This window comes from Rhodospirillaceae bacterium (genome assembly GCA_016712715.1).
In the GTDB taxonomy this organism is placed as follows: domain Bacteria; phylum Pseudomonadota; class Alphaproteobacteria; order Dongiales; family Dongiaceae; genus Dongia.
This window is the reverse complement of sequence record JADJQM010000002.1, coordinates 674,509-688,749: the sequence shown is the minus strand read 5'-3', so window position 1 is coordinate 688,749 and position 14,241 is coordinate 674,509. Positions and strand designations below refer to the sequence as shown.

Below are 14,241 nucleotides of genomic sequence, written 5' to 3'. Positions count from 1 at the left end.
CACCCCTCACCCCGACCCTCTCCCCGCAAGCGGGGCGAGGGAGTTTCTGACGAGTTTGCTACTAGGCCCCTCGCCCCTCTGGGGAGAGGGGTTGGGGTGAGGGGGTTCTTCGTGGTTCACCCGAGGTTGACCGAAGCTAGCCCAGATCGCCGCGCCGGCTCAAGGCAAGCGCCAGGTCGGCCGGTTCCGTGACCGGCGCCGAGCAGGTTTGCTGACGACAGACATAGGCCGTGGCCCTGCCGCCGATCCGCGTCTTGGCCGCTGCCGGATGGGTCGCCGGCAGATGGCTGCTGTCCGCGACGACCTGCAGCACGAGGTTCTGCGACGACTGCCGGTGCAGCGCCTGGAGCAGCGCCTGCGTGTCGGCGGCGGCCCGGTCGCCGATGATGATCACGTCCACGACCTGGAGATAGAAGTCGTTGCCGTTGAGGAGATTGGCGAGCGGGAAGAAATTGCGCTGGATCTCGCCGGCAAAGGCGCGGAGCAGATCGGTGGCGCGGCTTGCATAGGCATCGTCGCCGGTCAGCGAGGCGAGGCGCGTCAGCACCTCGACCATGGTGCCGTTGCCGCTGGGGGTCGCGTTGTCATTGGCGGATTTGGTGCGGATGATGACGTCGGCGGTATCGTCGGCGCTGAAGAAATAGCCGCCAGCCTGTATGTCCCAGTAATGCGCGTCGAGATCGGCAACGATCGCCTGCGCGGCCTTGAGATAGGCGGCGTTGCCGGTCGCCTGACAGAGCATGAGGGCGGCGCGGGCGAGATTGGCGTGATCGTCGAGCGTTGCCGGATGGGCCAGCCGTCCCGCGCGCCAGGCATGTTTCAAGCGGCCCGATCCATCGCGCATATTGCCGTCGATGAAGGCAAACGCATCTTCGGCAAGTTTGAGCCAGGTCGGTTGCGCAAAGACCAGCGAGGCAAGTGCCAGGTTGGCGATCATCAGGCCGTTCCAATCGACCAGCACCTTGTCGTCCCAGCCGGGCCGGATGCGCGTCGCGCGTCGCGCCAGCAATTTCTGTCGAGCCACCTCGAGGCGCTGTTCATCGCCCTCGATCAGCAGGCCCATCTGATGGCTGCGGTTGAGGATGTTGGTGTCTTCCCAATTGCCGGCGGCACTGACGTCATAGACATGTTTGAAGAAGTTGGACTCGGCCCGCAGCACTTCGTCGATCTCGGCTTCGTCCCAGACATAGAATTTGCCTTCGACGCCTTCGGAATCGGCATCGAGCGAGGCTGCGAAAGCGCGGTGGCCTTGCGCATCGGCTTCAGCCAGCATCTCGCGCGTAAGCCAGCCGACGATTTCATGGGCGCGGGTCTCGAACAGCTTTTCGCCGGTCTCGAGCCAGGCCTCGGCGAGCTGGCCCAGCAGTTCGGCATTGTCGTAGAGCATCTTCTCGAAATGCGGCACCAGCCAATCGGCATCGGTCGCATAGCGCGCAAGACCACCGCCGAGGTGATCATAGATGCCACCCTGCAGCATGCGGGTGAGGCTGAGGAGGACCGCCTCGCGGTAGCGGCCATCGCCATTGCGCCGGTAGCTGCGCCACAGCAGGCCCATGACCGAGGGCTGCGGAAATTTCGGAGCACCCCCGATGCCGCCGCGCACCAGGTCAACTTCCTGCAGCAGGCGCTCGGCGATGCGGTCCATCACCTCGACCGGGATGTCGCCGCCGCCCTGCGGTGACGATAGACGCTGCATCGCTTCGGCGAGACCCGCCACGTTCTTCCCGACCTTCTCCTTGTCGGTGTGATAGGCCTCGGACAGCGCATTGAGCACATCGCCGAAGCCGGGCCGACCATAGCGCGGCTCCTTCGGAAAATACGTGCCGCCCCAGAAGGGCTGGCCGTCGGGTGTCAGGAACATGGTCAAGGGCCAGCCGCCCTGTTGCCCGAGCAGCGAGAGCGCCTGCTGGTAGATCTGGTCGAGATCGGGGCGCTCCTCGCGGTCGATCTTGATGTTGATGAAGAGCCGGTTCATCAGGGCGGCGATGCCCTCATCCTCGAAACTCTCATGGGCCATGACATGGCACCAATGGCAGGCGGCATAGCCCACCGAGAGCAGGATCGGCTTGTCGCTGGCTTTTGCTTCGGCCAGGGTCGCGTCGTTCCAGGCCCGCCAATCGACCGGATTGTCCTTGTGCTGCAGCAGATAGGGACTGGTCTCGTGAACGAGCTGGTTGTTGGGGTTGGGCTTGGTCGGGTGCGTGGCGGCTGCGTGTCTGGTCATGATGGGCAGAGAGTGGGGGGCCGCGGCATTCATATCAACCGTAAACCGCCAAAGGGTAATGACAGGTATCGGCCATTTGACATATCAAGGAAGCGAGGTTCGGTTCGAAGACGTCATGGCGGAAGATGGACTGCCCGTGTTTTACGACAGCGCCGCCGCCCTGCAATCGGCGCGCCTGCGGCAGCTTCACGCACAATGGGAAGGCGGCTGTGCCGGCGCGACGTTTCCGGCGCTCGCGGCGATTGATCCGGTCGAACTGAAGCAATTCCTAACCGATCTCGTCGTGGTCGATGTGCGTGATCCGGACCATCCGAAGTTCCGCCTTTTCGGCTCCGGCTACCGCGAGTTCTTCAGTCAGGATTTTTCCGGCACGGAGGTCCGGGCGGCGCCTTTCCCGGAGGCGGATGCCATTGCCGCGATCTATCGCGAGGTGGCGCTATCGGGCGCGCCGCGCTGTGGCTGGTATCGCTGGCAGTCGGAACATGGGGTCTCCCATATCTCCGAATTCGTCGTGCTGCCCTATGGTGACCAGGGGAAGGTCGAGCGGCTGCTGGTGATGGAGGATCTGGACCGGGCGCGCCAGGGAGCAAGTCCTGGCGGATCGCGACGATGAGCGGTCAGGCCAGTTCCTCGAGGGCGTAGACGAACTCCACAATCACGTCGATATGCTCGCCATCGGCGGCAAAGGGCAGCTGGATGCCGGCGATGAGGCGGGCGCGGTTGTCGAGATGATGTTCCTCGGCATAAAGGCGCGGCCGCCGGCTGGCGACAACCCCGTCATAATCGCTGATCAGGATGGTGTGGTATTCGGGCGTGTCGCTGGGGGCGTCGAGATAGGTGCCGCTGCAATCGATGCCGACAGCCTCGACGACGGCAGCACCGTCCTTGACCACGAAATAGCGCCGGCGCTTGCCGTCATGCCGCACCTCGATGATGCTGGCATGGTCGGGTGCCACGGGGAACTTCACCAGGCCGGCAGCCGAATAGGCCGGCAGTTTGCCGTCCTTGACCAATTGCTCCCAGATCTCCTGCAGGTGCAGCAGCCGGGGATCGGGATTCCGGTCGAGATAGTTGATATAGCCGGTCATGCCGTCCCAATTACCGCCAAATGATCTGGTTCCGCAGGCCTGTCCCGCTTTACCACGTCCCCCCGCCTGCCGTCATCCCACCTGCCGTCATCCCGTGTGCCGTCATGCTTTTGTTCTGTGATGCCTTGGGCTAGTGTCCCTTTAACTATGAGCCCAGAGCGGCGGGAGTTCTTGATGAAGATCAATGTCGATATCGAATGTTCACCGGAAGAAGCGCGGGCCTTTTTCGGCCTGCCCAATGTGGCGCCGATGCAGGATGCCGTGATGCAGGAAGTGCAGGAGCGGGTCATGGCGTCGATGAAGGGCACCGATGCCGAGACGTTGATGAAGACCTGGATGCCGGCCGGCATCGCCGGCCTCGAGCAGATGCAGAAGATGTTCTGGCAGGCTTTCGGGCAGGGTGCCGGCAAAGACAGCAGCAAATAGAGTTTCAGATCAGAGATGAATTCGCATTCCAAACCCGGTGATCCGGCACCCTATTTCGAGACCCATATCTTCTGTTGCGTGAATGAGCGCCCGGCCGGGCACAAGCGCGGCTGCTGCAAGTCGCGCGGGGCCGAGCCGCTGCGCAACTACATGAAGGCGCGCGCCAAGGAGCTGGGCATCGACAACATCCGCGTCAATCAATCGGGTTGCCTCGACCGCTGCGAGTTGGGGCCGACCATGGTGATTTATCCGGAAGGCATCTGGTACAGCTATCACTCGGTCGAGGATGCGGAAGAGATTCTGCAACGACACCTGATCAAGGGCGAGCGGGTTGAACGGTTGATGCTGCAGCCGACCGACAAGCTGCCGGAAGACCTCCTGAGGCAAGACCGTCTCGTCAAAGCGGAGCGATGAACGACACCATCTTTGCCTTGGCGACACCTGCCGGAAGATCCGGCGGCGCCGTGTTCCGCCTCTCTGGCCCACGCGCGGGCGAGGTGCTGGAAACGCTGACAAACCGGGCCTTGCCAGCACCGCGCGTCGCGGCGAAGCGGCGGTTTTATGCACAAGAAAGCCCCCTCACCCCAACCCCTCTCCCCAGAGGGGCGAGGGGCTGTGCATCGAGCTCGCTCGAAACTCCCTCGCCCCGCTTGCGGGGAGAGGGTCGGGGTGAGGGGGGAGCAACTGAAGAGTCCCGCATCCCCCTCGATGATGGCCTCGCGCTTTATTTCCCGGCACCCAACAGTTTCACCGGCGAGGATGTGGTGGAGCTGCATACCCATGGCGGACCCGCGATCCTCGCGGCGATGGCTTCAACCCTTCAGGCCTTGGGCCTGCGCCTTGCCGAGCCTGGCGAGTTCACGCGGCGTGCGTTTGATCATGGCAAACTTGACCTCGTCGAGATCGAGGGTCTCGCCGATCTCATCGCCGCGGAAACCGAAGCGCAGCGCAGGCAGGCCCTGCGCCAGGCGGAAGGGGAGCTCTCGAAACTCTATGAAAACTGGCGCGGTGCGCTCATCTCGGCGCTGGCGCGCATTGAGGCTGCCATCGATTTTCCCGACGAGGATCTGCCCGAGGGGCTGATGATGCTCATCGACGAGACCATGCGGGTGCTGGCTGAAAGCATCGAGCAGCATCTCTCTGACGGACATCGCGGCGAGATGCTGCGCGAGGGATTGTCGGTGGCGATCCTGGGCGCGCCCAATGTGGGGAAGTCGAGCCTTCTCAACCGCCTTGCCGGGCGCGAGGCAGCGATCGTCTCGGCACGCGCCGGCACGACGCGCGATGTCATCGAGGTAAAGCTCGATCTCGGCGGCTATCCGGTGCTGATCGCCGACACGGCGGGCCTCCGCGAAAGTCCCGACGAGATCGAGCAGGAAGGTGTCCGCCGGGCCCTGAAACGCGCGGAATATGCCGATCTCAAGCTCATCGTGTTCGACGCGGCCACCTGGCCGGATTTTGACGCCGAGGTCGCAGCACAGATTGACGCCGAGGCCATTGTCGTATTGAACAAGGCCGAATTGGCCGGGCAGCCGGTGGAAGCCGAGATTGCCGGACGCAAATTGCTGCCGGTATCGGCGGTGACCGGGGCCGGGATCGAGGCGCTGGTGACGGCGCTGAGCGAGAAGGCCGCCCAGGCGCTGAGCCCCGGGGCACAGCCGGCACTGACAAGGTTGCGGCACCGGGCGGCGCTGGAGCGGTGCCTCGGTGCCCTGCAGCGGGGCCTGCAGGCGCCGGTTGTGGAGCTGAAGGCCGAGGATTTGCGGTTGGCGGTGCAGGCTTTGGGCCGTATCACCGGCCGGGTGGAAGTCGATGATGTTCTCGATTTGATCTTCCGGGAATTCTGCATCGGCAAGTAATCAAGCCATGGAAATATGGTATTTATGAAATTGTTTCACGTGAAACATGACGACTGACCTGAAATTCGACGTGATCGTGGTGGGTGGTGGCCATGCCGGGACGGAGGCTGCCGCGGCATCCGCGCGCCTGGGCGCCCGCACGCTGCTCCTCACCCACGACCCCAAGAAGATCGGCGAGATGTCCTGCAACCCGGCCATTGGCGGCCTGGCCAAGGGCCATCTGGTGCGCGAGATCGACGCCCTCGACGGGATCATGGCGAAGGCAATCGACCAGGGCGGCATCCAGTTCCGCATGCTGAACCAGTCCAAGGGTCCGGCCGTTCGCGGCCCCCGTGCCCAGGCCGACCGCAAGCTCTACCGCCAGGCCGTGCAGGCGCTCCTCGCCGAACAGCCAAACCTCACCATCCTGGCCGGTGCCGCCGGCGATCTGGAAATCGGCCCCGATGGCCGGGTTGCCGCCGTCATCACCGAGACAGGCGAGCGCCTGGCTTGCGCCGCCGTGGTGCTGACCACCGGCACCTTCCTCAATGGTCTTATCCATTGCGGCGAGGAGCGGATTTCCGCCGGCCGGGTCGACGAGGCGCCCTCGAAGCAGCTGGCGGAGACCCTTTATCGGCTGGGCCTGCCCATGGGGCGCCTGAAGACCGGGACACCGCCGCGCCTTGACGGCCGCACGATCGATTGGAAATCCCTTGATTCTCAGCCCGGCGACAACCCGCCGGTGCCGATGTCCTATCTGACGCGCGACATAACGACCCCGCAGATCGCCTGCGGCATCACCTATACTTCGGCTGCCGGCCACGCCCTCATTCGCGAGAATCTGCACCGGGCGCCCATTTATTCGGGCCAGATCGAAGGGACAGGCCCGCGCTACTGCCCCTCGATCGAGGACAAGGTCGTGCGCTTCGCCGAGAAGGACCGCCACCAGATCTTCCTGGAGCCGGAGGGTCTCGACGACGACACGGTCTATCCCAACGGTATTTCGACCTCGCTGCCGGCCGATGTGCAGGCCGGGCTGCTGAAGACCATCGCCGGCCTGGAACACGCGGTCATGCTGCGGCCGGGCTATGCCATTGAATATGATTTCGTCGACCCACGCGCCCTGAAGCCCAGCCTGGAGCTGCGCGCCATGCCCGGCCTGTTCCTGGCCGGCCAGATCAACGGCACCACGGGTTATGAAGAGGCGGCGGCGCAAGGCCTGATGGCGGGGTTGAATGCGGCGCGGCTGGCCGGTGGGGCCGGGGAGGGTGTCACCCTCGATCGGGCCACCGCCTATATCGGCGTCATGATCGACGACCTTGTTTCACGTGGAACAGCCGAGCCATACCGCATGTTCACCAGCCGCGCCGAGTACCGGCTGCAGCTTCGCCAGGACAATGCCGACCAGCGCCTGACGCCCTTGGGCTTGGCCTGGGGATGTGTCGGAAAAGCCCGGGAATCAGCCTTTTCCGCCAAGATGGTGGCGCTCGAGACGGCCCGGGCCACCATGCAATCGCTCTCAGCGACGCCCAATGAATTGAAGTCCCAGGGCCTCAATATCAACCAGGACGGCCAGCGCCGCACGGCCCTGGGGTTGCTCGCCTACCCCGAGATCACCATGCCGCGTCTGGTCCAGATCTGGCCGGAAATTGCCGGTTTCGCCCCGGAGATCGCCGAGCAGATCGAGATCGACGGGCGCTATGCCGGCTATTTGAAGCGGCAGGATGCCGACATCATCGCCTTCCGCAAGGACGAGGCGCTGCTGCTGCCCGAGGACCTTGATTACGACCAGATCGGCTCGCTCTCGACCGAAGTCCGGGAAAAGCTGAAGGCGGCGCGGCCCGCCTCACTGGGTGCTGCGCAGCGTATTTCCGGCGTCACCCCGGCGGCCCTCACCATCCTGCTGCGCCATGTGCGGCGGTACCGGGCGGAGCGGCAGAGCGCGTGACCCCAGCCGCCTTCGCCTCGGCCATGAGCGCTGCCGGCCAAAATGTTTCACGTGAAACATTTTCCGCCCTCGAGACCTATGCCGCCCTGCTGCGGAAATGGCAGGCCAAGATCAATCTGGTCGCCAAGGACAGCCTCCAGGAGCTCTGGCGGCGGCATTTCCTGGATTCAGCCCAACTCCTGCCGCTGCTCCCGCCGGGTGACGATCCAATCACGGATCTGGGCTCCGGCGCCGGGTTTCCCGGCCTGGTGCTGGCCATCATGACGAACCGGCACGTGCATCTCGTCGATTCCGACCAGCGGAAGGGTGCCTTCCTGCTGGAAGCGGCGCGCCAGACCGGTGTCCTTGACCGGGTGACCGTGCATTCGACCCGGATCGAGGCGGCGAAGGCCTGGAAAGCACCGATCATCACCGCCCGGGCCTTGGCCTCGCTGGATCAGCTTCTGGCCTGGGCCGAGCCCTATCTCACCCCGGAGACGACCTGCCTGTTCTTAAAGGGTGCCAAGGCGGAAGATGAATTGACCGCGGCCGGCCGCTCTTGGACAATGGCGGTCGAGCGTCATCAGAGTCTCACGGATTCCAGCGGCGTGATTCTCAAACTTCACAACATCAAGCGGCGGGGTTGAGCGTTGAGCGACGGCCAGAATCGGAAGCAGCCGCGGATCATGGCTGTCGTCAACCAGAAGGGCGGGGTCGGCAAGACCACGACGGCCGTCAACCTCGCCACGGCGCTCGCCGCCTGCGGCAAGCAGGTGCTAATCATCGATCTCTATCCCCAGGGCAATGCCTCGACCGGATTGGGCCTGGAAGCTGCGCAGCGCGAGACCGGCTCCTATGAAGTCCTGGTCCACGGCGCGAGTATCGTCGAGGCAACACAACCCACGATTGTACCGAACATGTCGATCGTCTCGACGACGCCGGATCTGGCGGGTGCTGAAATCGAGCTCATCGATCTGCCGCGCCGCGAATACCGGCTGAAGGATGCGCTGGCGGCCACCAACCTTGCCTATGATTTCATCCTCATTGATTGCCCGCCCTCGCTCTCGCTGCTCACCTTGAATGCGATGGTGGCCGCCGATTGCGTGCTGGTGCCGCTGCAATGCGAATTCTATGCGCTGGAGGGCTTGAGCCAGCTCATCAAGACGGTCGAGCGTGTGCGCCAGCATTTCAATCCGGTGCTGGAGATCCAGGGCGTCGTGCTCACCATGTACGACAAGCGCTCCAGCCTCAACGAACAGGTGGCGGCCGATGTGCGCGCGCATTTCGGCACGAAGGTTTATGAAACCGCGATCCCGCGCAACGTCCGCATCGCCGAGGCGCCAAGTTATGGCAAGCCCGCTTTGCTCTATGACATCCGCTGCGCGGGGTCCCAGGCCTATATTCATCTGGCGAGCGAGTTGCTGCGGCGGGAGCAGGGGCTCGAGGGACGATCGCTGAAGGTGGCGTAAGCGCCCGTCACCCCAACCCCTCTCCCCGCAGTCGGCGAATGCCGACATTCGTCGGCGGCGGGGCGAGGGGCTCCAGATCGAACTCGCTCGAAACTCCCTCGCCCCGCTTGCGGGGAGAGGGTTGGGGTGAGGGGAAACCGAAGAACGAAGCCCGAGTAGAACGAGACACACATCATGGCGAAAAAACATCTGGGCCGCGGGCTCTCGGCATTGCTGGGGAATGACACGGTGGCGGCGGTGACATCCGAAACGGCGACGGCACCTGTGGCCGGCCAGCGTCATGTCCCCATCGAACTGCTGCATCCCGGCAAGTACCAGCCGCGCGGGACCTTCAACCCGCAGGCGATGGACGACCTCGCGCAATCGATCCGCAGCAATGGCATCATCCAGCCCATCCTGGTGCGGCCGCACCCCAACCGGCCCAAGGGCGAGTTCGAGATCATCGCCGGCGAGCGCCGCTGGCGTGCCGCGCAAATGGCACAGCTCCATGAAGTGCCCGTGGTCGAGCGGTCGCTCACCGATCGCGATGCGCTCGAGATAGCACTCATCGAGAATATCCAGCGCCAGGATCTGGGCCCGCTGGAAGAGGCGGAAGGCTATCGCCGCCTGATGGACGAATTCAAATACACGCAGGAGGAGTTGGCGGAGCGGATGGGCAAGAGCCGCTCCGGCATCGCCAATCTCATGCGCCTGATGGACCTGCCGGGTGCCGTGCGCTCGATGCTGAGCGATGGCAGGCTCACGGCCGGCCATGCGCGCGCGCTGCTGAAATGTTCCGACCCGGTGAGCCTCGCCAGTGAAGTCGTGGCGCAGGGATTGAATGTGCGCCAGACCGAGAAGCTCGCCGAGAACTACAAGCCGAAATCACTGCTCAAGACCTTGCGCACGAAGAAGGCGCCCAAGGAAAAGGACGCCGACACCAAGGCGCTCGAACATGATCTGGGTCTGAAGCTCGGCCTCAAGGTCGAGATCGATTTCAACGGCAAGGGCGGCAGCGTCACCCTGCATTATAAATCGCTCGATCAGCTTGACGGGATCATTGCGAAGCTGGGGTAGAGCGGGTCTGAGCGCGGCCCCCCTCCCGACCTCCCCCCTGAAGGTGGGAGGAGTTGGAGCGAGGTATTCCTGCCGTCTCGACTGAAAGCCCTCCCACCTTCAGGGGGGAGGGTGGGGTGGGGGGCTAACACCATCCCATCCGCTTGCCGCCATCATAGGCGCGCGCCAATCCGGCGCTGATCAAGATGGCGCCGAGTGACTGGCCGTCGATGGTGACGATGGCATCAAGACGGCCACCATATTTGTCCCAGCCGATCTCGGAAAACACGATGGATTTCTTCCGCGCCTTGGCTTGCGAAATGAGAAAGCGCGTGAGCGCCGTGGCCTTGTTGGCCGCTTGCTTTTCGCGGTCGCATTTGCCGCGTATCTCCGGCGTGTCGATGCCGCGCACGCGCACCTTCATCGGCTGCAATTCCATCGGCAGGCCGGGAAGATGGACTTTCAGCGTGTCGCCATCAATGGCGCCGAGCACCGGCCAGTCGTAGCGGCCATCGGAAACGGTATCGGCAAAGGCGGTCGTGCCGGCGAGCGAAAGCAGGGCGGTGATGATGAGGGCGCGGATGAGTTGGTGGGGGCGAAGCATCGCCCATCAGCACCGCATCGCGTGAGTCGTTGCAAGCGACCGATGCGGGTGATGGGCGATGAGTTGTTCGCGTGCTGTTTCCAGAGACTTTAGAACGTCGTCGACACATCCATGCCCAGCGCGACCTTGCCGGCGAATTCATGTTGCGGGCCGGTCTGCATCGGGTGATAGCGTACGCCCTGGATGTCGCGGAACATCCGCTCCAATCCATTGTCGCGGTAGAAGGCGGCGCCACCGGCGGTTTCCATGGCGAGCTCCACGGCGGCCAAGGCATGGCGCGCGACCAAAGCGCGGCCGATCATGATCTCGTTGGTGGTGGCAGCACCCGGCATCGCGGTTTCGGCCGTCATCACCATCGCCGCATGGGCGTATTGCGCGGCGCGGAGCTCGGTGTCCATCTGGCCGACGAGGCTCACGACATGATCGCTCGGGCGCCGTTTCGCGGCCATCGCGATGGCACGGTCGCGCGCCGCCTCGGCAACGCCGAGATAAGCGGCGTAGATGAGCGGAAAGGCGATCATCGAGATGATGTGGAAGAGGGGATGCCATTCGCCCTGTTTGCGCTTCAGCGCAACGCCCGCTTCCGGCACGACATGGCCGTCGATCATCACGTCGTTCGACCCGGTGCCGCGCATGCCCATGGTCTTCCAGGTGGGGAGGACCGAGACCTGCGCCGACTTCATGGGAATGCCGAAATGCAGGACCTGCGGACCTTCCGGCTCGCCCTCCAGGACGGCGCCGGTCATCAGCAGATCGCCGATCGGCGAGGCCGAGGTGAAGCATTTGCGCGCGGTGATGCGGTAGCCGCCCTCCACCTTTCGGCCTTGCCCGAGCCCGCGATCCAGTCGGAGCCGCAGCTGGAAAGGAGAACGAGGCGTTCGGCGGCGACGCGCTTCAGCAAAGGCACGACGGGCGCTGCCTGCTGCCGCGTCCAGCGCCAGGCCGGGATCGCCACCTGGTGGGTGTGCATCGAAAAGGCGAGCGCCGTCGAGCCGCAATGATGGGCGAGTTCGCGCAGCATGGCGGCAAGGGGCGCAACCGTCGCACCACCACCACCGAGATCCGCCGGCACGCCGGCCTCGACCAGGCCCTCCGCCTTCAGTTCAGCAAAATTGGCGGCGACAAAGGAATCATGATCGTCGGCCTCATTGGCACGGGCTGCAAAGACCGGACCCAATTTGTGGGCAAGGGCCTGATAGTCAATCGGCGCGGCATCCGGAATGAGAGCTTGGGCGAGGGTCATCGAGAATTTCTCCTGAGAGGTAATGCGTCCCTGCCCAGATGCTCTCATGGGGGCCGTTTCCCCTCTAGTGCAGGAAGTGTACCGAGATGCGAACGCCTGGCGCGATGAAGGGTGAGACGGCTGACTTTCCGCCGCCACGGACAAGAAAGGGTGATACAGTTTCTGGACTCGCGCCTTGCGTGGCTGCGAATTAGCGTCTGCCCGTTAGCGTCAGGTGCCGCCTCGGTAGTCTTGGCCCCCGGCAACCTTGAACATGAGGGATCGCGATGGACATCAAGGCCAGTTACGGCCAGTTCTGCCCGGTCGCCATGGCGGCGGAGATTTTCTGCACGCGGTGGACGCCGCTCATCCTGCGTGAACTGCTCTGCGGCAGCAAACACTTCAACGATCTGCGGCGTGGGCTTCCGCGCATTTCCCCGACGCTGCTGTCGAAGCGCCTCAAGGAACTGCAGCAGACGGGATTGCTGACTTGTGTTGAAGGCGCCGGCGGCGCCACCGAGTATAATCTCACCGAGGCCGGCGAGGACCTCCGCGACCTGGTCATGGGGTTGGGCTTCTGGGGGACGCGCTGGATCGATACCCAGAAATCGCTGAAGAACCTCGATCCCTCACTGCTGATGTGGGACATGCGCCGGAACCTGCGGCCGACGCCGATGCCGCCGCGCCGCTACACCATTCACTTTCATTATCCGGAACTCACCAACCGGCGCGATTGGTGGCTGGTGGTGGAGAACGAGGATGTCGATCTGTGCCAGGCCGATCCGGGCTTCGAGGTGGATCTGTTCGTCGAGACGTCGCTCAAAAGCATGACCTCGATCTGGATGGGCATCGCCACGGTGCAAGGCGAGATGGCGGCCGGCCGCTTCGAGGCGGACGGCGACAAGGAGATCGTGCGCACGATGCAGACCTGGCTGGGCCTCAGCCCGTTCGCCCATCCGAAGGGGGGCGCAGGCGCCTAGCGCTTCACGCCCATGACGGCGATTTCCATCAGCCCGCGACGGGTGAGGGTGTCGGCGAATTGATGCTGGCGCATCACTTCGGCTTCGAGTTCGGTGAGGCGCAGAAGGGCGTTGCCGATGCTCTCGACCGGCCAGCGGCGGCATTGTGCCTTGAACCCGTCGACCGCTTTCCAGAAGACCGGCGGGCGCAGGCCTGCCATGGCGCTTTCCAATTGCTCGCCGCGCGCAACGCGGCCGACCACCTGGTGAAGGCGCATGAAATGCCGCGCGACGGCGCGTAACAGCGAGATCTCGTTGGTCTCGGCGAGGTTGCGCTCGATCTGGCGCTCGATGCCTTTGAGATCGCCCATGCCGATCGCCTGGCAAAGATCGTCCTGGCCGATCGCAGCCTGGTCGCCGACACAGGCCAGCGCATCACTGAGCGTCACCTTCTTTTCGGCGCCCATATAGAGAATGAGCTTGTCGAGCTCGGCCCGCGTGATGCCGCGGTCGCCGCCAAGATTGGCGGCAAGATATGAAAGCGCGTCGCGCCGATCTCGATGCCGTCGACATCGCCGGCCTCGATCACGACCAGGCATTGCGCGCCGTCCTTGTGGTCGGCGAGCAAGGCGGCGAAGGCCGGTTCCACCGCATCGGTCACGCGCGTCACCCGCACCACGCGCCGCCCGCCCATCATGGCAATGGCACGCGCTTCGTACCTCACCCCGACCCTCTCCCCGCCCGGCCGACGAATGTCGGCATTCGCCGACGGGGCGGGGCGAGGGAGTTTTGAGCGAGACGACTAATAAGCCCCTCGCCCCTCCGGGGAGAGGGGTTGGGGTGAGGGGGCCATCAATGACAGCCTCACCCATGTGCCGCGAAATAGGCCGAGAGGCGCAGCTTGATCAGTTCGGCGACCTGGCGCGCGGTGCGGTCGCGCGCATCGTTGCGGGCGACGAGATCCTGATAGGGATCCTGCAGCACGGTATAGGCGACGATCGAGCGGGTCTGTTCCTTGAGCAGTTCCTCGCCCTTGGGCCCGGACAGCAGGAAGTTCGCCTTCAGCGTCAGATCCTCGCGCCGCGCATCGCCTTCATCGGCGGTGATGGTGCGGTTGATGCGCTCCGACAATTCGATGGCGAGGGTATAGACCGGCGCACTCGGCTGGCCATAGGGATTGAGCCCATCGCGCAGGGCGTTGTGCAGGATCTGACCCGTCCGGGCGTCGAATTTCGCCTTGCCGGCTTGGCTGAACTCGCCATAGGGGGCGGCGTCGCGTTCCCAGAAGGGCGATTTGATGGAGATCGCGGCCAGATTGGCATCGACCGTGCCATTGCCGCTGGGCGTCGTGCTGGCATTACCGTAAAGCGGCTTGAAGCCGCAGGCGGTCAGCAGCGAGCCGCCGGCCATCAAGGCAAAGCCGGCTGCACCCCATGCGGATAAATTCTC

15 protein-coding genes and 1 pseudogene are annotated in these 14,241 nt (G+C 64.2%); 9 read left to right on the top strand and 7 right to left on the bottom strand.

Annotation, left to right across the window (positions count from 1 at the left end):
- Positions 1 to 136: 136 nt before the first annotated feature.
- Entirely contained in the window at positions 137 to 2,224 is a 2,088-nt protein-coding gene (locus IPK59_13980) for a thioredoxin domain-containing protein (GenBank protein ID MBK8159817.1), read from the bottom strand.
- A 115-nt stretch (positions 2,225 to 2,339) separates the two neighbouring features.
- Between IPK59_13980 and IPK59_13975 the strand changes: the two genes are divergently transcribed.
- Positions 2,340 to 2,837 carry a PAS domain-containing protein gene (locus IPK59_13975; GenBank protein MBK8159816.1) on the top strand — a complete coding sequence of 166 codons (498 nt, stop codon included), beginning with the start codon at positions 2,340 to 2,342 and terminating at the stop codon, positions 2,835 to 2,837.
- A 4-nt stretch (positions 2,838 to 2,841) separates the two neighbouring features.
- Here IPK59_13975 and IPK59_13970 read toward each other — a convergent pair whose 3' ends face one another.
- Positions 2,842 to 3,312, bottom strand: coding sequence for a hypothetical protein (locus IPK59_13970; protein ID MBK8159815.1), 471 nt, complete (start codon positions 3,310 to 3,312; stop codon positions 2,842 to 2,844).
- 174 nt (positions 3,313 to 3,486) lie between these two features.
- Here IPK59_13970 and IPK59_13965 point away from each other — a divergent pair, with 174 nt between their 5' ends.
- The 7 genes from IPK59_13965 (at position 3,487) to IPK59_13935 (ending at position 10,028) form a co-directional block, all read left to right on the top strand.
- On the top strand, positions 3,487 to 3,738 hold the full coding sequence (locus IPK59_13965; protein MBK8159814.1) for a hypothetical protein: 252 nt from the start codon (positions 3,487 to 3,489) through the stop codon (positions 3,736 to 3,738).
- A 15-nt stretch (positions 3,739 to 3,753) separates the two neighbouring features.
- On the top strand, positions 3,754 to 4,152 hold the full coding sequence (locus IPK59_13960) for a (2Fe-2S) ferredoxin domain-containing protein (GenBank protein ID MBK8159813.1): 399 nt from the start codon (positions 3,754 to 3,756) through the stop codon (positions 4,150 to 4,152).
- Positions 4,149 to 5,597: a tRNA uridine-5-carboxymethylaminomethyl(34) synthesis GTPase MnmE gene (gene mnmE, locus IPK59_13955; GenBank protein ID MBK8159812.1), complete on the top strand. Its 1,449-nt coding sequence runs from the start codon at positions 4,149 to 4,151 to the stop codon at positions 5,595 to 5,597. Before IPK59_13960 ends, mnmE begins: the two co-directional genes overlap by 4 nt.
- A 46-nt stretch (positions 5,598 to 5,643) precedes the next feature.
- Entirely contained in the window at positions 5,644 to 7,524 is a 1,881-nt protein-coding gene (gene mnmG, locus IPK59_13950; protein MBK8159811.1) for a tRNA uridine-5-carboxymethylaminomethyl(34) synthesis enzyme MnmG, read from the top strand.
- Positions 7,525 to 7,547: 23 nt separating this feature from the next.
- Entirely contained in the window at positions 7,548 to 8,150 is a 603-nt protein-coding gene (gene rsmG / locus IPK59_13945) for a 16S rRNA (guanine(527)-N(7))-methyltransferase RsmG (protein MBK8159810.1), read from the top strand.
- Between the two features lie 39 nt (positions 8,151 to 8,189).
- Positions 8,190 to 8,972, top strand: a complete 783-nt coding sequence (locus tag IPK59_13940) for a ParA family protein (GenBank protein ID MBK8159809.1) — start codon at positions 8,190 to 8,192, stop codon at positions 8,970 to 8,972.
- A 174-nt stretch (positions 8,973 to 9,146) separates the two neighbouring features.
- Positions 9,147 to 10,028 carry a ParB/RepB/Spo0J family partition protein gene (locus IPK59_13935; protein MBK8159808.1) on the top strand — a complete coding sequence of 294 codons (882 nt, stop codon included), beginning with the start codon at positions 9,147 to 9,149 and terminating at the stop codon, positions 10,026 to 10,028.
- A gap of 124 nt (positions 10,029 to 10,152) precedes the next feature.
- Here IPK59_13935 and IPK59_13930 read toward each other — a convergent pair whose 3' ends face one another.
- Positions 10,153 to 10,611, bottom strand: coding sequence for a thermonuclease family protein (locus IPK59_13930; protein ID MBK8159807.1), 459 nt, complete (start codon positions 10,609 to 10,611; stop codon positions 10,153 to 10,155).
- An 89-nt stretch (positions 10,612 to 10,700) separates the two neighbouring features.
- Positions 10,701 to 11,854: pseudogene (locus tag IPK59_13925) on the bottom strand (acyl-CoA dehydrogenase family protein).
- 266 nt (positions 11,855 to 12,120) lie between these two features.
- Here IPK59_13925 and IPK59_13920 point away from each other — a divergent pair.
- Positions 12,121 to 12,813 carry a helix-turn-helix transcriptional regulator gene (locus IPK59_13920; protein MBK8159806.1) on the top strand — a complete coding sequence of 231 codons (693 nt, stop codon included), beginning with the start codon at positions 12,121 to 12,123 and terminating at the stop codon, positions 12,811 to 12,813.
- Here IPK59_13920 and IPK59_13915 read toward each other — a convergent pair.
- The 3 genes from IPK59_13915 to IPK59_13905 form a co-directional block, all read right to left on the bottom strand.
- Positions 12,810 to 13,259: a hypothetical protein gene (locus IPK59_13915; GenBank protein MBK8159805.1), complete on the bottom strand. Its 450-nt coding sequence runs from the start codon at positions 13,257 to 13,259 to the stop codon at positions 12,810 to 12,812. The genes IPK59_13920 and IPK59_13915 overlap by 4 nt on opposite strands.
- Complete coding sequence (locus tag IPK59_13910) at positions 13,238 to 13,516, bottom strand: hypothetical protein (GenBank protein ID MBK8159804.1); 279 nt, start codon at positions 13,514 to 13,516, stop codon at positions 13,238 to 13,240. Before IPK59_13910 ends, IPK59_13915 begins: the two co-directional genes overlap by 22 nt.
- Positions 13,517 to 13,656: 140 nt before the next feature.
- Complete coding sequence (locus tag IPK59_13905) at positions 13,657 to 14,202, bottom strand: hypothetical protein (GenBank protein ID MBK8159803.1); 546 nt, start codon at positions 14,200 to 14,202, stop codon at positions 13,657 to 13,659.
- Between the last annotated feature and the right edge of the window lie 39 nt (positions 14,203 to 14,241).